Raw genomic sequence first — 17,746 nt, 5'->3', positions numbered from 1 at the left:
TTAAGAAGTTTGCCAGAACGAGTAAATTACATTAGCATGCTCTTAGAGGATAAAAAGGGTGAAGACATTGAAGTATTTGATTTAAGAGATAAGGATTATATTGTTGATAGTGTAATAATTGTAAGCGCGATGATAGGTAAACATGCCTTTGCACTGCTAGATCATTTGAAAAATGAGCTAAAGCCTAAAGGAGAGGTATTCTATGCAACAGACGAAGAGAGTGAGGATTGGATTATTGCAGATTTAGGAGATATTATGATTCATATTTTCACGCCCAATCATCGCAAGAAATTTAATCTTTCTGAATTCTTAGGAACACTAAATAAGAATCAATCTATTATTTAAATTTTTAATCAATTCCGCTTTGTTGCAATAAAGCAAAAGATGCAAACACTACAAAAAGAATCATACTTGATACTCAAGAAAAGAGAATCTAGAATGATACTGATTTGTAGAAAGAAGTAAAATAAGGGCTATTTTGCAGTGTGAGAAAAGTCTATAAGCCTTTATGATTCTTTAATAAAGAATCATTTATGTTAAAAATTATAGAATCAAACAAAAACTAATCACATTTACACAAAATCAACTAAGCCTAACCAAATATCCAACCTACTTTATTATAATGAATAATGCTACAAATTTTACTCTATATATAGGTGTTACAAGTAATTTACAAATACATTTACGAGCATAAACACAAGATTTTAGTCAAAAGTACAACTGCACAAAGCTTATATATTTTGAGTCGTTTGAAAATATATAAGCTATATGAACAAAAAAGTAATTGAAAGGCACAAAATGGTTTAAAAATAAACCTGTAGGATTGTAAGGAAGTATGGTGATTAGAAATATAATCTTAATCCAAGCATAGTTATTGGCTTAAAACTACGTATGTCGTTTTTTAGAATCTGCATACGCGTAAAGAGGGCGAAATTGCGCCTAAGATTTATGCTTATTGTTGTATCAATCGAATGATTAAAATGTGTTATCCCATAAGCTTTAAATTTATATTCAAGAGTGGCTTTTAAACGGTTATTATCCTGCAAAACAAATCCTAATGCTTGATTTAGAGCAAAGTCTGGGATATTATTCGAATTGATAAAAAATGTTGGCTCAAGTAGATAATATACATATCCAAGCTTCCATAAATTAAAAGATAATCCACCTCCAAATGCCAAAAAGTAATGCAAATAGTTGTCATTAAAGGTTCGATTAAGTCCTGTTTCAAGACGATAGGAAAATGGCTTAAAAAACTTACTCATTTGTGCGATCGAAGCAACAGAGAGTATATTAAGATCATAGAGAGTAAAGGCATTTTTTAGTGTTTTACTTGTGTCATAATAAACCAAAAAGCGCATAAATTCAATTTGAGCACCTTTAAGATAGCCTTTGTCATTATCTGTCAAATCATGAAAAGTGATTCTAAAATCAAGACCCGGATGCATGCCTTGCGTATCTGCAATAAACAAAGGGGTAACTCTTAAACTTTGATTACCCTCCAAAGGATTTGAAGGTGTAGGTATAAAAGGTGATTTGCTAGCCCCTAACTTAGAACGAGCAGAGGCTAGATTGTAGGCGATTTGAGTGTAGCTTTCTTTATCAAGTTTGCCCTTACTAAAACGATATTCGCTTAATTCAAGGGCAGATTCTAAAATATATTGTTTATCTTGAAGTGTCAAATTATTATTTCGCAAGATTTCTTCAGGCTCTTTTTTTCCTTTAGCCAAAGATTTAGCATTTGAGACTTGAGCATTATTCATTGCTTTTTCGTATGATAGTAGTTTGGCTCGTTTGCTTGGACGATAGGTAACATTGGCAATAAGATTGGCTTGCTCCAATGCAAAAAGTGTTTCAGGTGGATTGACTTGATAGATAAATTTATCTCTCAAATGAAGACTTGGACGTGCGACTTCAAGCAACCATAATATATTATAAGAACAATTTTTATCGAAGAAATAATACCAATTAAACGCATCAGCTAGTTCCCAAATATGATTATACATTTGCATGATTTCTTCTGTATTAAGATTTAGCTCATATTCCCACATATCACGAGATTCTACATTTGAATATTCTTTGATTTTATCATAGTAGGGCAAAATGGAGTAGCTTCCAGTATAAAGCCCAAATAACCCCTTAAATGCAAATACAAAAGGATTTTCTGTATTTTGATCTGCATCTGCTTGATAGTTAATAGCAAAAGAAAGAAGTCTTGATTTAAACTTAGAATCTAATAGCAAAAATGTATGACCAAACATTGAAGCAGGAGAATTAATATGAGCTGAAGGAAAAATAATGCTTGCTTTTGTTGGGCTCATATAATCACGCATGGCTTGAAAATCTGCACAATGCACTTGTGGCAAATCAGTAAAATTAAGATGCTTGGAGAGAAAATACATGCGCGCAGGGAAGCGACAAATAGCATGATAGTCTTGAACTTCAATGGAGAGCGTGGGTAAATTGATATTGTTTTCTTTATACTCAATAATTCGCTTCAAACGCCTCTCTTTAATCACATCGGGCACAACAATATCAGAGATAGGTTGATAAAAAGCTCTAATGGTAGCCTCTAGTTCATCTTGAGCAAGACTTTTTGATTTTTTGGAATCTAGTGGCGTGAGAAAAAAGTAAGGAGAAATTATTTCGCTTTTATACTTTCCAATATGCAATAAATCTTTCCATTCTTTAGAACTTGCAATATTCAGTGCTTTTGCCTGCGTGATAAGGCTTTCAACGATTGCATCAGTCTGCGAAGCTGCGGCAAAAGCTTGTATATAGTTACAGCATATAAGAACTAAGGCGAGTAGGAAATCTCTATAAATCAAGCTAACCTCTAAGATTAAAGATAAATTAGAAGAGAAACAAAACCTTCAAGCCATATAACACATGTATGCGAGATTATAGACTTGCTACCCCATCAAGTACATCTGCACTTTGTACGTCCTTATTTTTGTAAAGTTTATTGTAATTTTCTTGAAGAGCTACTTTAAAGCCATCTTTATCACTTATATCAAGAAGCTCTATTAATGTATCTAAATGCTCGCCATCTCCTCTTGCTATTTCTTGAGAAATAGCGTCCATATTTGAAGCTACAAATTCTTGTGTGCGACTATCCAAAAAACCTACACCACGCTCACAGCCCGATGTCCCTGAAGTGATACCAAAAGTTTGTGTCCCACTTGTACCATTTGTTGTTACTTGAAAAAGATTCCATATTGAGCCTTGTTTATTGATAATAACTGAACCAAGTCCGCAACCTGCATTACTATTTGCTGAAGCAAATAGACCCGTTGTCAAACCTGCGCTAATAGCCATACTAATGAGAATTTTCTTCATAAATTTAACCTTTATTTTTAAGAAATTTGTTTCGTTAACATCAATATTTATTAAGCTTATATAAATTAAATATTAAGAAACTTAATATAATTTTATCATAAATATAGTTGAACTTTATAAAATTATTATTATAGCTCAATTCTACATATTACTATATTACTTAAGAATCCAATAAATCAGTTTAAGTATTTTAAGAATCAATTAGCCTAGCAAGAAGCTAAAAAACTTATCAAGAAAAATGTTAAAATTTAAAAGTTAAAATAACTCATAGCTAAATGGATAGGAAAGCAAATGAACAACTCAAAAACCTCATCATTTGGTGTAGGAGCAAGAATTGGACATGATTCATCAAAATTCTACAATTCAAAGCTTTATGAAAATTTACAAATTCTAAAAAATCCAAGTAACACAAGAATTATTGAAAATCAAATCCCTAAAGAAAAATTAAATAAAATCTTCCATCATAGCAGTGAATGTATGGAGGAGTTACCTAATAATAGCATTCATTTAATGCTAAGTTCTCCGCCTTATAATTAAATAAAGAGTATGATAAAGACTTAAGTTTAGAAGAATATCTACAATTATTAAAAAATGTCTTTAAGGAAACATATAGAGTTCTAGTAAATGGCGGTAGGGCTTGTATTAATATAGCAAATGTCGGCAGAAAGCCATACATTCCGCTTACAATGTATGTAAGTGAAATCATGATTGGGTTAGGATTTTTAATGCGAGGTGAAATCATTTGGGATAAGAGTGCTAGTAGCGGGATAAGCCTTGCTTGGGCAGTTTAAGAGTGCTAGCAATCCTGTGCTAAGAGATACGCATGAGTATATACTAATTTTTCTAAAGGTGATTTTAAAAGGGAAAGAAAAGATAAAAAAGATTCCATTAGTAAAGAAAATTTTATGGAGTGGAGTAAATCTATATGGAGATTCCCATCAGTTAGCGCGAAGAAGACGGGACACCAGCCCCTTTTCCATTAGAGCTACCAAAGCAATTGATAGAGTTTTATAACTTTGAGGAAGATATTGTTTTGTATCCGTTTATGGATAGCGGACAAACTGCTTTAGCCGCAATAAGACTTAAGAGAAACTATATTGTATATGAGATTAATCAGGATTATATAAAGTTAGCACAGCAAAGAATATTAGATACAACATAATTAAATAAAGTTACTCCGCAATAATAAAAATTTTGCATAACATTAAGTATTATGATAATAACTTTATGAAAATAAAATACAAGTTAGACTAACATCAAAGTCAACAAGCATAATAAATCCAAATTATACAATAGAATTATTGACTTATATGATGAAAATTAGTATAGATATAGAATCAAATCCAAGTTGAAGGCGAATTAAAGATGTTTAATATGAACAAAGAAAAAGCTCTATTGTTAGTCGTAGATATTCAAGAACGTCTTAGTGCTAGCATGCACAAAGATGAGTTTGCTTTAATGCTAAAAAAATGCAATATTCTAATCAATGGTTGTGTAGCATTGCAAGTGCCAATCATGCAATCTCTCCAATATACCAAGGGCTTGGGAAATAGTGTATCTGGGCTGTTTGATTCTAATACAAAAAAGATAGACTTTGAAAAAAGAGCATTTAGTTGCTGTTATCAAGATAGCCCATTTTTGTCATATTTACAGGAAAATAAGCAAATCTCGCAAATTATTATCTGCGGAATGGAGACTCATGTCTGCATTTTGCAAAGCGCGCGAGATTTAGTATCTCTAGGCTATAATGTCATTATACCAGATGATGCTGTAATTTCAAGAGATTATAAAAATAAAAAAAATGCCCTATCATTAATGCAAAGCATGGATATTACAATAGCAAATGTAGAAAGTATACTATTTGATATGCTAAAGACTTCTTTAAGCCCTGAATTCAAAGCTATATCATCTCTAGTAAAATAATAATTCATAATCAAGTTATAGGTTAGTTTGACAAATATCAAGCTCAAACTTGTAAAAGTTACACAATTAAATATCATATAAATAATTGAATACGACTTTAATCAAAAATTAAGCTTTTAAAGTCTAGTATCAAAATAAAAGGTCTTTGCAATGCAAGTTAAAATAGCTTTTATTCAAATGAATTCTAAGACTTACGATCTAAATGGAAACCTAAAGCTTGCCATGCGATTGGCACTAGATGGTGTGCATTCAGGTGCTAAGCTAGTGGTATTACCTGAGCTTTTTGATAGTGGTTATTGCGTTAGCAATCAAGATAAAAGTTTTGGTATTGACCTTGAAGACAAACATAACAAAACAATAAAAACTCTTAGCAAGTTTGCAAAAAAACATAGAATCTATATGATAGCTTGCAGCATAGAGAAAAATAAGGGCAGGCTCTTTGATACTGCCTATATAATTAACAAGAAAGGAAAGATATTAGGAAAGCAAAGAAAAATATTTCTTTGGAATACTGAAAAGCAAAGATTCTCAAATGGAGGGAAGCAGCAAGTTTTTAGCCTTGATATAAAAGGTTTTAAGCTTAAGGTAGGGATTGCTATATGTTATGAGATAGGATTTGCAGAAATATCAAGAAATCTAGCCCTATATGGAGCGCAAGTTATTATTTATCCTAGTGCCTTTGGAAAGGCTAGAAGCTATGCTTGGGATTTATTATCTAGAGCTAGAGCACTTGAGAATGGACTCTTTGTGATAGCCTGTAATAGAAGTGGCAATGAATTTGATGAGAAGTTTAATCAAAAACTTGAATTTGCTGGACTTAGCAGGGCTATAAGCCCTAAGGGTGAGATTATAGCCCAAGCACAAAAAGAAAATGAATGCGTAATGTCAGTTATTGACATAGGACAAATCCAAGAGCAAAGGGAAGCTATACCTTATCTCGCGGATTTGCGTAAATTTAACAAAAAAGGAAAAATATGGCAAAAGAAATTTTAGTTGCATACGGAGTTGATATTGATGCTGTAGCAGGTTGGCTTGGAAGTTATGGAGGCGAGGATAGTCCAGATGATATTTCAAGAGGGCTTTTTGCAGGTGAAATTGGGATTCCTAGACTTTTAAAACTATTTAAAAAATATAATATTCCAGCAACTTGGTTTTCACCGGGACATTCTATTGAGACATTTCCAGACCAAATGAAAATGATAGTTGATGCAGGACATGAGGTAGGTGTGCATGGATATTCACATGAAAATCCAATCGCTATGAGCGCGAAACAAGAAGAAGATGTATTGTTAAAAAGCATAGAGTTAATCAAAGATTTAACAGGCAAATCACCTACTGGGTATGTTGCTCCTTGGTGGGAATTCTCAAATATTACTAACGAGCTACTGCTAAAGCACGGAATCAAATATGACCATTCCCTTATGCACAATGACTTTACGCCATATTATGTAAGAGTAGGAGATAAATGGACGAAGATTGATTACAGCGCAGAGGCTAAGGATTGGATGAAACCTCTAGTTAGAGGAGAGGAAACAAATTTGGTAGAAATACCAGCTAATTGGTATTTAGATGATTTGCCACCTATGATGTTTATTAAAAAAGCTCCTAACAGCTTTGGATTCGTATCGCCAAGAGATATAGAACAAATGTGGATGGATCAATTTGATTGGGTATATAGAGAGATGGATTATGCTGTTTTTACTATGACTATACACCCTGATGTAAGTGGACGTCCTCAAGTGCTCCTAATGCATGAGAGAATAATTTCTCATATCAATAGCCATGATGGAGTAAAATGGGTAAATTTCAACGATATAGCTGATGACTTCTTAAGAAGATCGCCTCGTAAAAGTTAATGACTCTAAAAAATAAGGCTTGATTCTAAATGGCTCAATCTAAGTCTAGGAGATGAAATGTGCATTTTATGCGGACAGATGATTAGTTCCTTTCATTGGAGCGATATGAAAGAAATGGATTCTCAAGAATATAAGAGGTCTAAGCTCAAAAAAGCTAGAATTATTTCTGAAATCTTACAATTTTATGGACTTTATTTTAAGATTTGGCAAAACAGTAAGTTTATTATCAGCGACAAAAAGGGTAAAACAATCATTGTCGATGACTTAGGAGAGCTTTGGGCTAGGGTTGAGGAAATATTAGGCATGAGTGCCGATCCTCTTGATGCTAACCTACTTAGATTTTTAGAAAATACAAATAGCAAGCAATAATAGGCAATAACATGGCAAAGATAGCTGTTCATCTCATTACAGGTTTTCTTGGCAGCGGCAAAACAAGTCTAATTAAAGAATATTTACAAAACAATCAAAGTCAAGATACAGCATTAATCATTAATGAAATAGGAGAAATCTCGCTTGATGAGCGAGTATTACAGCATTATTCTAGTGAGAGAATCCTAAAGCTATCTTCTGGTTGTGTTTGTTGTAACAAGCGACTTGATTTAATTGAAAGCCTAAAAAATATACTTAATGAATATGAACTAAGAGGGCAAAAGCCAAAAAGGATTATCATAGAAAGCACAGGACTTGCTAATCCCGCACCAATTTTATGGACATTAATGAATGATATATTTTTAAGTAATCACTTTTTTGTAAAAAGTGTAGTTACCTGCATAGATAGCATAAACGCACTTTCGCATTTAGAAAACGAGGAGGCAATAGCCCAAATTATAGCAAGCGATTTAATAATAATATGCAAAAGTGACATAAAAAAGCCTAGTTCTGAACTAATCCAAAAGCTAAAAAGCATCAATCTAAGCTTAGAAATCAAAGATAAAGCCGAGCTTGATTTCCAAAACATATTTGATATTAATCATAGATTCCTAACCAATGAAATCCCTACAAACAAACATGAGCAAAGCTTTGATACTATATCATTAAGCTTTGATAATCCATTGGAATGGAATGCTTTTGGTGTGTGGCTAAGCATGCTCTTACATAAATGGGGCAAAAAGATTCTAAGAGTAAAGGGAGTTTTAGACATTAATGAGAATTTTTTAATAGCTATTAATGGTGTTGGTCATATTATTCACTCACCAACACATATCCCAAAAGATAGGCAAGGTTCATCATTAGTATTTATCACAAGAGGATTTGAATCAAAACAGATTCTAGACTCCTTAAATGGATTTAAACGACTATTAGAAATAAATATGAGTTAACAAATATTTTAAGAATTAATGGAGTCTAAACAAAAGATAATAACGCCTTTAGTGTAGAAAGATAAGCCATAATTAATTCACAATAGAATGACAAAAAGAGTCTCTTTCAGAATGAAAAGAGATATGTGAATCAAAACGGCAAAAATAAGGATTATATGTAACAAAAGGATTATGTATAACAAAATGTATTCATTATACCGCAAATGCTTTAGCTTATAAAACTTGTTTTATTCTTTAATAGGCTTTATTTGCTCTTCTAAATGTGGAATCGGAATTATAAGATTCCCAAATTTCCAATTTGCTATTGCCATTTCTATGCCATAGGTTGAGCTATCTACAATATTTATAAAAAATGGTGAAAGTATTAAAAACTTTATGTTCTTTGTTTGATTTAAAACTAAAAACTTACTAACACAAATACCATCTCTATTTTGCTAGAAAAACTTTTGCAAGATATGGGCGTAATTTACCAAATAAAATATCACATTTATAAAAATTGATTCCACTATCCTCAAATACAATTTCATTTGTTAGAATGTATTGCCCTGTTTTGCTTTCAATATTTTCAAGCTCTATTTTAAAATCACTATTGCCGCATCTTTGATTTTTTAAATAAATAACATATTTCAGTTTCCTCACTTCCCAATACTCTGGTATCTCTCCAGCCATTTTATTCTGCTTTGTTTTGAGATTCTTCTGGCTAATGCCATTAGAATGACAAGCGGGGGTGTTGTCATTTTTAGTTTGCTAAGCAAACTAAAAATTTCTCTTTATCATATTTAATTTTTTATCATATTGAGCCAATACGATGTGGGAGCGTTAGCTACCAAATTCTCGCAGGGATAAATATATTTTTAGATTCTTCGCTTTGCCTAGAATGATAAAAGAGATTCAGCATGACAAGGGAATAAGGCACCAGCCTAAATCAATATGTAGCTTTTAATCAATAGTAATTTATGCTAAAATATTTAAGACTTCTTCCTATATCTATAATGATATTTATTCAAGCTAAAAAATGGGCGAAAAAATCTTGGAATAAAGGCGTTAAATCTCTCTCTCAAATCATACATATTAGCATAGTCTTTCTTAGAATGTTCATAATTTTGACAATTAAACCCTCTTATTCGCTTAGCATCATTATCATTAGATATAGCAGCTCCCTTAAGATTATGAATGTCCTTAGTAAAAATAGAATCAAAAAATGCCAAAATCTTATCTTCATAATATTTAACAATATCATAGTCTTGTAGAAAAACTCTTTCTTGTAGCATATCAGCAAATAGAGATGGATTATTGTCCACCTCAATAATATACTCAATAGCTTCCTCAAATGAAGAAAAATTATGCAAATTAATATAAGACTTTGGATTTATTATATATTCCCCCATTCCGTTTGACTTTAGCTTAGAGCTATAATAAGGAGAATTTTCACAAAGTGAGCTATCCCCCCAATAAATTGGAATAGTCCTAGCACCAAAGGCTGTAAAAAGCTTCTCTGTAATATAACCCGGGCTAGAAGTGTTTTCAAAACACAAATGGAACTTGTATTGAGAGATAAATTGTCTTTTTAATCGCGGAAAATCATTAAAAGGCACATCACAATGTGAATATATTTTGTCAATTGGTGCACCCATATTATTTTTCCATCGCCCACCAGAATCAACCATTTTATACCTGCATAAAGCCTCAAAAAATTCATCTCTAATCGGGCTTCCATATGGATTGCTAACCAAAAAACTACAAAATTTTTGCTTTGATTTTATCTCTGCTTGGCTTATCTTATGTCGTTTCATGCTAAGATATAAATCTTCATGATAATAATCAAATGCAAAATGAGGGAATCTTATATATCTATCTAAAAAATCTATATAATCAAAACAAAGGGCATAATCAGCAATGTTAAAATCCGGAGCAATGCTTTCTTGTGTATGAAAGATTCTAACACAGTCATATTTCAAATGCTCATTACCAATAATGCTATATATTATATAATCTGGGCTATCGCTGTAGATTACATTATATTTTTTACGAAGCAACTTTACAAAGTAGTTTTTATCAAAATTCTCAATACTAGGTTTCTCCCACCAATCTACAATCTTAAGCTTAATTTCTTGCATTTTAACTCTTTTACATATCTAAACTAAAAAAAGTCGAACCACTACCACTAAAAAAAACTTTATGATATTCCTTATCTAATGCAGCGCGAATTGATTCCAAAGGATATAGACTACTAGCAGGCAAATATAGATCATTTAACTCAAATATAGAGTGTATGCTAAGCAATGTCTTAGAATCTAAACTAAAATCAACCTCAATATTATTCAAATTGCTAAATTGCGTATTAGCATTTACAGAATCTAATCTGCATAATTTAAAATCGCAAGCATGGATATATTCTATAGATGTAGAACATAATGTATCAAACATATCATAAACCTTGCCTGTATGACATGAGATATTATTGCAATGCAGTTTAATACTCAACGCTTCCTCAAAGAATGGCTCTACTATTTCTCCTGTGCCAAAAACATTTGCGCTACAAAATGGCAAATGATTATCACTAGATTCCGCAAAATCATATAAAAAGAAACTATGAAGTCTATCCCCACCCTGTAAATATACCATGACAAAGAAACTCACATCGCTACCTAAAGTCTTAGCGCATGCTAGCAACTCATCGACACTTAGCCTGCAATCAAGCATATCATTAAGCATAATAAGGCTTATTGCTGCATTTACACTGCCACCGCCAAGTCCGCTACCAGTGGGGATTTTTTTATTAACTTTTATGAGAATCGACCTTTGTTTTGTAGATAGATTCATGGTATTATCAAGATTTGTTTGAGAGCTAAGTAAATTTTGTGTTCGTTTGAGATTATAAAACTCTAAAAGAATCTTATATGACTTATAAATAAGATTAGATTCTATATCACAATCAAAATCACCTTGTAAAATAAATTCAATACCTAAATCTATTGGCTCTATCTTACGAAATATTGCCAGATTAGAATCCAAGCTAAAACATAAAGAATCAGCAGTATGCAAAGAAAAACTCATTATATCATATAATTCGCCAAGCACAAGGTGAAAGCGAGAAGCGATTTCATGTAAAATAGAATTAGAATTGGTATTTTGATTTTTATAGAAAACCTTCAAGGCAATATTAATCTTAGGGTAGGCTTTGATTATCCACTGCTTAGAAGTTTGGGGGATTTTAGTTGACTTGGTGATATAGTTTTTAGTTTTATTAATCAATGAGCTTGTATTTGGGCTAGTAGATAAAAGATTATGGTTTTCTAGGCTATTTTTCTTATGATTTTGCATAAAATTGATAGAACAAAGGTTGATATAGGATTATTTTTTCGTCTGTGTCTGCTTAAATACATCTTTAGCGTTGATTTCCTTAGCACGCCTGCTCTTCAAATGAGCACCTAGCTCACTAAGTATATCTTGGCTAACATAGCCTGTAGCTTGTGTATTTTCACTCTTAACAGCTTCTGTCAATTCAGCTCTAAGAATTAGTGTTTTTGGCGGGGCTTCAAAACCTAACTTCACATTGCCCTTGTCAATGCTGATTACTTTTAGGATAATGTCATTTCCTATAACAATGCTTTCTTCTTGCTTTCTCGACAAAATCAACATTTATCAATCCTATTTACTATATATTTAACTTCTCTTTGCCGATTAATATCTATTATTCCATAATAACTACCAAAATCGGCTAGATAGATTCCATTTTTGGTTATATTATAAGCGTTGTTCAGATGGATTTTTTTGCCCTCAAAGGCTTGCTTTTCATAATCAACGAGGCTTATTGTATCATATTTTATGACATTTTTAATATCTAATAATACAAGTTTGAGATTCTGGCACACTCCAAAATATTCAAAATCTAGGCTAATTGTATTGTTAGAATTCAAACACTCATAATAAGCTAATTGCCCTTCGCTTAATCTCTCTAAATAACAAAGGCTTGCTTGACAATTCAAGGATTTCCCAACAATCTCTGCTATACTGCGCACAAATCCACCTTCGCTAAGAGTTACTCTAAAGCTAACAAATGGATGATTATAAGATATAAGCTCACATTGTCTTATGTTCATCAAACATTCTGGTAAAGAGAACTTCTTATTTTCCCTAGCAAGTTCATACGCACGCGAGCCATTTATATGCTTAGCACTAAATCTAGGCGGAGTATAGCGCACATCTCCGATTAGATTATTAAATATAGATTCGATAAGTTTAGAATCTTGCTTTGCAATATGCTCTATATTGATAATATTTTCTGTATCAAGACTAGCACTATTACAACCTAAAAATAATGTAGCCTGATAGCTTTTATAGCTTTTTTCAATATGTGGGAGAAGCCTTGTATAACGATTAGTAGCTAGCAGAAGCTGTCCTCTTGCAAATGGATCTAGAGTTCCAGAAAAACCTATCTTATCAATTATGATGCCTTTATTTCTTAAGGCGGATTTAATCTTTTGCACAAAGGCAAAGCTCGATATATGCGGAATCTTATAGACTAACGCGATAAATTGAGCATGCACTAAAAAACCTTAATAATAAATTCACATAATATTAATGTATTAATAATAATAACGAGTTATCAACGTCTAAAGCACTTATCACAATCATAACCCTATACTTACTAAGCAAGCTATAAAATTAGAATACATAAGTAATCAAATACCTAAATCTACCAAATGAAGGATTTCCTATCAAATATCCATAATAAGCTGTCATAGTAATATGTGGAGCAACTTTATAACTAATAGTTGGGCTTATCTCAAGAAAATTTGCTTTCTTTATATGATTTGCTGTAGGGAAAAGAGTTCCATTCGCATTAAGATTGTCAGAAGCTGGTCCTCTGCTGCCCTTTCTAAGATAATAGAAATGCGAAGTCGCCACATATACAACATCTAAAGATGCGCCAAGCTTCTTATACTTCATCTCACCTTTAAGATAACCACCATATAGCCAGCTACCATCAAAAGCTCCTGTGCCTAAAATCCCAAATCCATGAGCATCTGGACCTGGATAGCTATTCCAAATCACACCACCTACTTTAAATCCGCCTGTATTATCAATAATAGTTCCATAGCCACGTCCAAAGCTACCCATAGTTCCAACAGACAATCCTACAGAACCAACAGATTTGCCATCTTCATCAGCACTAAGATCATACTTATAATTTAATCTAAGGTTATATACACCGCTATTCTTAGCAAATTTACTTTGATTAGTTTCATTAGCAGCAGTGCCTAACTGCTGATATACTTTTCTAAATCCTTCCTGATTAGAGAGTATTTGCGGATTATTAACTAACCCTGTAGCACTTAATTGCAAAAGAATCTCTAAAGATTGATTGCTAAATTTTGTAGTATAAGAGACATCTCCAAAAATCATATAGCTAAACCATCTATTACCATAGGCATAGGTTAGGTTATATCTTAAACCCGTATCTTTGGTAAAATCTGCTCCACTAGAAAGGGAGAATAATAATACATTATTGCCAACACCTCTATTGATACCAGTTACGCCACTACCAGCATTCCTAGGAGCAAAATATATATCATCACCAATCCATGTATCCCACCATTGAAAGCCAATGTTAAGAGCTGACATATCTTTATTGCTTACAAATACACCCATTGCCCTATCTAGCACATTGTCGTTAAGCACAGTGCCCGGAGACTTCTGACCAACCATAATAGTAGTATCACTACCTAAAGTTTCTTTAGACTTATATGTTATATAGTAATCACTAATACCAAATCTATCTATGGAATTTACAACAACATCACCACGGCTAGCGCTAATATCCCCATCTGTATTGTTAGCATCTGGCACAGAAGAACCCTTAGAATAAAAGATACCAATTGATCCGCTCCAACCATTCACAGCACCAGTAGTAATAACTGGCTTAAAACGCCACTGCCATCTTGTCCCGCTACCATCTTGTCCATGAAGGCTAGTTACTCTAGCAAATGCAAAGCCGCTTATAGTAGCATTATTAACAACATCAGATAGCTTTGATGCTGCCTCTAAACTACCTATCGATGCACCACAAATTAGGCTTGTCACTAGGAACTTTGCAAAGATTCTATTATCCCTTATAACTCTTTTGCAACTTATCTTATAGACATTCAATTGATTTTTCATGGTTATTCTCCTTTAGTTTTGGTTATATATGAATAGATAATAGAATTTAATTACATAAAACAACTTTAAAAATTAAAGAAATGCGTATATTTTGTTCTAATGTTAACTTTTAATATACAGTTATTTAGTAAAAAGAGATTGTAGTGAAATAGTAATAATCATAAATAAAATAATAATATATGTATATTTATACTAAAATATGTAGTTTTTGATGAAAAAATAATAAATATAATATAGCAAAATATTAATATCATTAAGTGTTACAAAAATAAAACATTTAAATAATATTTTATAGTTATTTATAATTTATTTAAAATAACCACATACTAAACACGCATTAAGTTGGCTTCAAATAATTAGTATTAATTCGTAAGCTAAGTGAAATAATAATTTAGCGCATTCTAAAAATATGGAAGTGTCAAATATCATAATTAAGAAGTTTCTTTAATAATAATTCATATTAAAGAGTAAAATATATAAATTAATTTAGAATACATTTGGTTATTTATATTCTTGAATCTTTACAATGGTATAATTACAAATACTTAACTATGTAGTTTTATGATTCTAAATAAGTAGAATAACATTTTTGAATTATAGCAAAACGCTTCGCACGCTTAAGCATTCTTTAATAGAGCGTAAGTCATTAAGCAAAGACTTTGTAACATCATTATCAACTAAAATTAAAGCTAACGCTGCTTTATGATGAATATCGCCATGTCTGCCAAGCCTAAAATCAGCTATATTAACATTATGTTTTGCTATAGTATTACCAATGCTACCAATTACACCGGGCACATCAGTATTCTTCACTAAAATCATATGTCCTTTTGGCTCTAAATCCATTCCGAATCCATTGATATTATTAAATCTAATAATATGACCATCATATACAGTTCCGCCAACGCTCATACTTTCTTGCTCTGTATTAACTACCAATGTAATTAGATTCTTATATGCCCCTGCATTATGTTTAACGTCTATACTAGTGCTAATGCCCCTATCCTTTGCAACAAAATACGCATTGACATAATTCACTCCATCGTCTAATGAGGGCTTTAAAGTGCCAACAAGTCCAAATGTAAGCAAAGCATCTTGATAATTTTCTAACTCTGCTCCATAAACATGAATTGCTATAGAGCTTATAACACCATTAACTGCTTGTGCGGCAAAATAACCTAGCTTTTGTGTTAACTCAAGATAACTTTCAATGTAATCTGGCACATCTTGATTTTTGGTTGGGAGATTTAGCGCATTAGGGAACGCAGATCCTCTAGCTGCAGATATGGCTGAATTAGCTGCCTCAATAGCTATTTTTTCTTGAGATTCCAAAGTATTTGCCCCAATATGAGGTGTTACATATATATTATCCAGCTCTAGGAGCTTGTTGCTTGTTGCTGGCTCTTTGTCAAAAACATCAATGCCCGCCCATGCAATCTTCTTAGATTTTAGCCCCTCATATAAGTCATCTTCATTATATAAACCTCCTCTAGCGCAGTTAATTAAGATTACACCATTTTTCATTTTGGCGATTTCTTTAGAGGTAATCATGTTTTTGGTTTGTTTATTTTTTGGAGTATGTATAGTGATTACATCACAAGCTAAAATGTCATCAAAATTTGTTGTATATTGCACCCCAACATCTAAGGCTTTATTTGGCTTTATATATGGGTCATATGCGATTACTTCCATTTCAAAGGCTTTCGCACGTCTGCCCACACGACTGCCAATATTACCAAATCCAATAATGCCTAGCTTTTTATCTTTTAGCTCAGTTCCATACCAATCCTCCCTATTCCATATTTTTTGCGATTTTAACTGATGATTTGCACCAGGAAATCTTCGAACAGAACTTAATAAATGCGCCATAGTAAGCTCAACTGCTGCTATAGTATTAGCTGTTGGAACATTCATCACTACCACACCAAGATACGAACAAGCATCTATATCTACATTGTCTACACCAACACCAGCGCGAACAATAGCTTTTAGTTTTTTGGAATCCTTAAAAGCCATTTCTAATAATTCTTTAGTAACTGATGTAGAGCTTCTAGTAATTAACACATCTGCCTTATGCAAATGTGTGAGAAGTTCTGTCTTTGGTAAATGGGCTAGATTCTCCACTATAACATCAGATTGAGATTGTAATATTTTTAGCCCTTCATCATGGATATGATCGCAAACTATAATATGCTTTTGCATAACTTCTCCTTTTTTATAATTCATGTCAATAGTTTTTAGCAAAATAAGGTTGCTATTGTATAGCATTACTCTAAATCATAGCTTATAAATATTGTGCGCCATCTTGCTAGATTAAGAGATGGATAAACATTAAAGAAAGAAAAATGGTACAATTCTAGCTTAACTATCTAAGCAATGAAGAGCAAATTATGGAATCTCAACACAAACAAACACAAATCATAGATATGTTTAATGATATTGCTCCAACTTATGATACTACTAATAGACTCATGAGCATGGGCGCAGACATAAAATGGAGAAAGGAAGCATGCAAGCAAGCCCTAAAAATTGTGGCTAAGCCAAATGTAAATATAGCTGATATTGCATGTGGCACTGGGGATATGATGCTGCATTGGGCAAAAGAGAGCGTGGGCTTAGAAATTGTAATAGATTCCATTGTAGGAGTAGATCCATCAAACAATATGCTAAGTATTGCTAGAGAGAAAATTATTGATGGGATTTTTATCACAGCTCAAGCCGATAATATCCCATTAGAATCAAATAGCAAAGATATAGTATCAATTGCTTATGGTTTACGCAATGTGGTCAATAGAAGAGATTCTCTAAGGGAATTTTATAGAATCTTAAAGCCCAATGGCGTGCTAGTGATATTAGAGTTTATGGCACAAAGTCAAAAGAATCTACCTTCAATATTTATGAGACTTTACACCAAAACTCTGCTTCCTATAGTAGGCGGAATAATCTCACAAAATTTCAAGGCATATAAATATCTACCAAAGTCCATTGATGAGTTCATAACTCTGGAGTCTTTAGAAGAAGAATTACTCTTACATGGCTTACTAACTATCTTTTCTAAGAATTACAGCGCGAATGTATGTTCTCTAGTCATAGCTCAAAAGCAAAAAAAATAATGCCACACTAATAAGCTCTACATAATTATAAATT

19 protein-coding genes and 1 pseudogene are annotated in these 17,746 nt (G+C 32.4%); 11 read left to right on the top strand and 9 right to left on the bottom strand.

Annotation, left to right across the window (positions count from 1 at the left end):
• The first annotated feature begins 36 nt into the window (after positions 1 to 36).
• The gene (gene rsfS / locus LS73_RS00590) at positions 37 to 345 is read left to right on the top strand and encodes a ribosome silencing factor (protein ID WP_081955653.1); all 309 of its coding nucleotides are present in this window, start codon (positions 37 to 39) and stop codon (positions 343 to 345) included.
• 497 nt (positions 346 to 842) lie between these two features.
• On the opposite strand, the gene LS73_RS00585 is transcribed toward rsfS, so the two are convergent.
• Both LS73_RS00585 and LS73_RS00580 read right to left on the bottom strand, forming a co-directional pair.
• A complete protein-coding gene (locus tag LS73_RS00585; RefSeq protein ID WP_233708820.1) occupies positions 843 to 2,825 on the bottom strand; it encodes an Lnb N-terminal periplasmic domain-containing protein in 1,983 nt (660 codons plus the stop codon).
• 73 nt (positions 2,826 to 2,898) lie between these two features.
• On the bottom strand, positions 2,899 to 3,336 hold the full coding sequence (locus LS73_RS00580) for a DUF3015 family protein (RefSeq protein ID WP_034559233.1): 438 nt from the start codon (positions 3,334 to 3,336) through the stop codon (positions 2,899 to 2,901).
• A gap of 291 nt (positions 3,337 to 3,627) precedes the next feature.
• On the opposite strand from LS73_RS00580, the gene LS73_RS09960 reads away from it, so the two are divergent.
• The 9 genes and pseudogenes from LS73_RS09960 to LS73_RS00550 all read left to right on the top strand — a co-directional run bounded on the left by LS73_RS09960 (position 3,628) and on the right by LS73_RS00550 (position 8,434).
• The gene (locus LS73_RS09960; protein ID WP_199768437.1) at positions 3,628 to 3,873 is read left to right on the top strand and encodes a hypothetical protein; all 246 of its coding nucleotides are present in this window, start codon (positions 3,628 to 3,630) and stop codon (positions 3,871 to 3,873) included.
• A gap of 14 nt (positions 3,874 to 3,887) precedes the next feature.
• A pseudogene (locus tag LS73_RS10575) lies at positions 3,888 to 4,127 on the top strand (DNA methyltransferase); the annotation flags it as partial.
• Positions 4,111 to 4,350 (top strand): hypothetical protein, encoded by a 240-nt coding sequence (locus LS73_RS09950; protein WP_199768438.1) that lies wholly within the window; start codon positions 4,111 to 4,113, stop codon positions 4,348 to 4,350. The pseudogene LS73_RS10575 and the gene LS73_RS09950, both read left to right, overlap by 17 nt.
• The gene (locus tag LS73_RS09945; RefSeq protein ID WP_199768439.1) at positions 4,334 to 4,498 is read left to right on the top strand and encodes a DNA methyltransferase; all 165 of its coding nucleotides are present in this window, start codon (positions 4,334 to 4,336) and stop codon (positions 4,496 to 4,498) included. The genes LS73_RS09950 and LS73_RS09945 overlap by 17 nt, the downstream gene beginning before the upstream one ends.
• A 203-nt stretch (positions 4,499 to 4,701) precedes the next feature.
• On the top strand, positions 4,702 to 5,259 hold the full coding sequence (locus LS73_RS00570; RefSeq protein ID WP_052089915.1) for an isochorismatase family protein: 558 nt from the start codon (positions 4,702 to 4,704) through the stop codon (positions 5,257 to 5,259).
• A 150-nt stretch (positions 5,260 to 5,409) separates the two neighbouring features.
• Positions 5,410 to 6,252: a carbon-nitrogen hydrolase family protein gene (locus LS73_RS00565; RefSeq protein WP_034559230.1), complete on the top strand. Its 843-nt coding sequence runs from the start codon at positions 5,410 to 5,412 to the stop codon at positions 6,250 to 6,252.
• Positions 6,234 to 7,115 (top strand): polysaccharide deacetylase family protein, encoded by an 882-nt coding sequence (locus LS73_RS00560; RefSeq protein WP_034559228.1) that lies wholly within the window; start codon positions 6,234 to 6,236, stop codon positions 7,113 to 7,115. Before LS73_RS00565 ends, LS73_RS00560 begins: the two co-directional genes overlap by 19 nt.
• 57 nt (positions 7,116 to 7,172) lie before the next feature.
• The gene (locus tag LS73_RS00555) at positions 7,173 to 7,484 is read left to right on the top strand and encodes a hypothetical protein (protein WP_034559225.1); all 312 of its coding nucleotides are present in this window, start codon (positions 7,173 to 7,175) and stop codon (positions 7,482 to 7,484) included.
• A gap of 11 nt (positions 7,485 to 7,495) precedes the next feature.
• Entirely contained in the window at positions 7,496 to 8,434 is a 939-nt protein-coding gene (locus LS73_RS00550; protein WP_034559224.1) for a CobW family GTP-binding protein, read from the top strand.
• 426 nt (positions 8,435 to 8,860) lie between these two features.
• On the opposite strand, the gene LS73_RS00545 is transcribed toward LS73_RS00550, so the two are convergent.
• The 7 genes from LS73_RS00545 to serA all read right to left on the bottom strand — a co-directional run bounded on the left by LS73_RS00545 (position 8,861) and on the right by serA (position 16,801).
• The gene (locus LS73_RS00545; RefSeq protein WP_034559221.1) at positions 8,861 to 9,103 is read right to left on the bottom strand and encodes a hypothetical protein; all 243 of its coding nucleotides are present in this window, start codon (positions 9,101 to 9,103) and stop codon (positions 8,861 to 8,863) included.
• 299 nt (positions 9,104 to 9,402) lie between these two features.
• Positions 9,403 to 10,551, bottom strand: coding sequence for a glycosyltransferase family 10 domain-containing protein (locus tag LS73_RS00540; RefSeq protein WP_052089913.1), 1,149 nt, complete (start codon positions 10,549 to 10,551; stop codon positions 9,403 to 9,405).
• A gap of 10 nt (positions 10,552 to 10,561) precedes the next feature.
• The gene (locus LS73_RS00535; protein WP_034559218.1) at positions 10,562 to 11,758 is read right to left on the bottom strand and encodes a GHMP family kinase ATP-binding protein; all 1,197 of its coding nucleotides are present in this window, start codon (positions 11,756 to 11,758) and stop codon (positions 10,562 to 10,564) included.
• A gap of 30 nt (positions 11,759 to 11,788) precedes the next feature.
• On the bottom strand, positions 11,789 to 12,076 hold the full coding sequence (locus LS73_RS00530; protein WP_034559216.1) for a carbon storage regulator: 288 nt from the start codon (positions 12,074 to 12,076) through the stop codon (positions 11,789 to 11,791).
• Complete coding sequence (locus tag LS73_RS00525) at positions 12,070 to 12,984, bottom strand: pseudouridine synthase family protein (RefSeq protein ID WP_034559214.1); 915 nt, start codon at positions 12,982 to 12,984, stop codon at positions 12,070 to 12,072. The genes LS73_RS00530 and LS73_RS00525 overlap by 7 nt, the downstream gene beginning before the upstream one ends.
• A gap of 118 nt (positions 12,985 to 13,102) precedes the next feature.
• Positions 13,103 to 14,599 carry a major outer membrane protein gene (locus LS73_RS00520; RefSeq protein ID WP_081955650.1) on the bottom strand — a complete coding sequence of 499 codons (1,497 nt, stop codon included), beginning with the start codon at positions 14,597 to 14,599 and terminating at the stop codon, positions 13,103 to 13,105.
• 594 nt (positions 14,600 to 15,193) lie between these two features.
• Positions 15,194 to 16,801 carry a phosphoglycerate dehydrogenase gene (serA, locus tag LS73_RS00515; protein ID WP_034559212.1) on the bottom strand — a complete coding sequence of 536 codons (1,608 nt, stop codon included), beginning with the start codon at positions 16,799 to 16,801 and terminating at the stop codon, positions 15,194 to 15,196.
• Between the two features lie 188 nt (positions 16,802 to 16,989).
• Here serA and ubiE point away from each other — a divergent pair, with 188 nt between their 5' ends.
• Positions 16,990 to 17,712, top strand: a complete 723-nt coding sequence (gene ubiE / locus LS73_RS00510; RefSeq protein ID WP_034559210.1) for a bifunctional demethylmenaquinone methyltransferase/2-methoxy-6-polyprenyl-1,4-benzoquinol methylase UbiE — start codon at positions 16,990 to 16,992, stop codon at positions 17,710 to 17,712.
• The last annotated feature ends 34 nt before the right edge of the window (positions 17,713 to 17,746 follow it).

This window comes from Helicobacter muridarum (assembly GCF_000765805.2).
GTDB classification, from domain to species: Bacteria; Campylobacterota; Campylobacteria; order Campylobacterales; family Helicobacteraceae; genus Helicobacter_A; species Helicobacter_A muridarum.
The sequence above is the reverse complement of the archived record's forward strand: the minus strand, read 5'-3'. Positions and strand labels throughout refer to the sequence as shown.

Bases quoted from the DNA above. Each gene is read 5' to 3' on its own strand.
- LS73_RS00535 (WP_034559218.1), bottom strand. From the start codon at position 11,758: ATGCAAAATCATAAGAAAAATAGCCTAGAAAACCATAATCTTTTATCT.
- LS73_RS00560 (WP_034559228.1), top strand. From the start codon at position 6,234: ATGGCAAAAGAAATTTTAGTTGCATACGGAGTTGATATTGATGCTGTA.
- LS73_RS00555 (WP_034559225.1), top strand. From the start codon at position 7,173: ATGTGCATTTTATGCGGACAGATGATTAGTTCCTTTCATTGGAGCGAT.
- LS73_RS00580 (WP_034559233.1), bottom strand. From the start codon at position 3,336: ATGAAGAAAATTCTCATTAGTATGGCTATTAGCGCAGGTTTGACAACG.
- LS73_RS00545 (WP_034559221.1), bottom strand. From the start codon at position 9,103: ATGGCTGGAGAGATACCAGAGTATTGGGAAGTGAGGAAACTGAAATAT.
- LS73_RS09960 (WP_199768437.1), top strand. From the start codon at position 3,628: ATGAACAACTCAAAAACCTCATCATTTGGTGTAGGAGCAAGAATTGGA.
- LS73_RS00550 (WP_034559224.1), top strand. From the start codon at position 7,496: ATGGCAAAGATAGCTGTTCATCTCATTACAGGTTTTCTTGGCAGCGGC.
- LS73_RS00530 (WP_034559216.1), bottom strand. From the start codon at position 12,076: ATGTTGATTTTGTCGAGAAAGCAAGAAGAAAGCATTGTTATAGGAAAT.
- LS73_RS00540 (WP_052089913.1), bottom strand. From the start codon at position 10,551: ATGCAAGAAATTAAGCTTAAGATTGTAGATTGGTGGGAGAAACCTAGT.
- LS73_RS00520 (WP_081955650.1), bottom strand. From the start codon at position 14,599: ATGAAAAATCAATTGAATGTCTATAAGATAAGTTGCAAAAGAGTTATA.
- serA (WP_034559212.1), bottom strand. From the start codon at position 16,801: ATGCAAAAGCATATTATAGTTTGCGATCATATCCATGATGAAGGGCTA.
- ubiE (WP_034559210.1), top strand. From the start codon at position 16,990: ATGGAATCTCAACACAAACAAACACAAATCATAGATATGTTTAATGAT.
- LS73_RS00570 (WP_052089915.1), top strand. From the start codon at position 4,702: ATGTTTAATATGAACAAAGAAAAAGCTCTATTGTTAGTCGTAGATATT.
- rsfS (WP_081955653.1), top strand. From the start codon at position 37: ATGCTCTTAGAGGATAAAAAGGGTGAAGACATTGAAGTATTTGATTTA.
- LS73_RS00565 (WP_034559230.1), top strand. From the start codon at position 5,410: ATGCAAGTTAAAATAGCTTTTATTCAAATGAATTCTAAGACTTACGAT.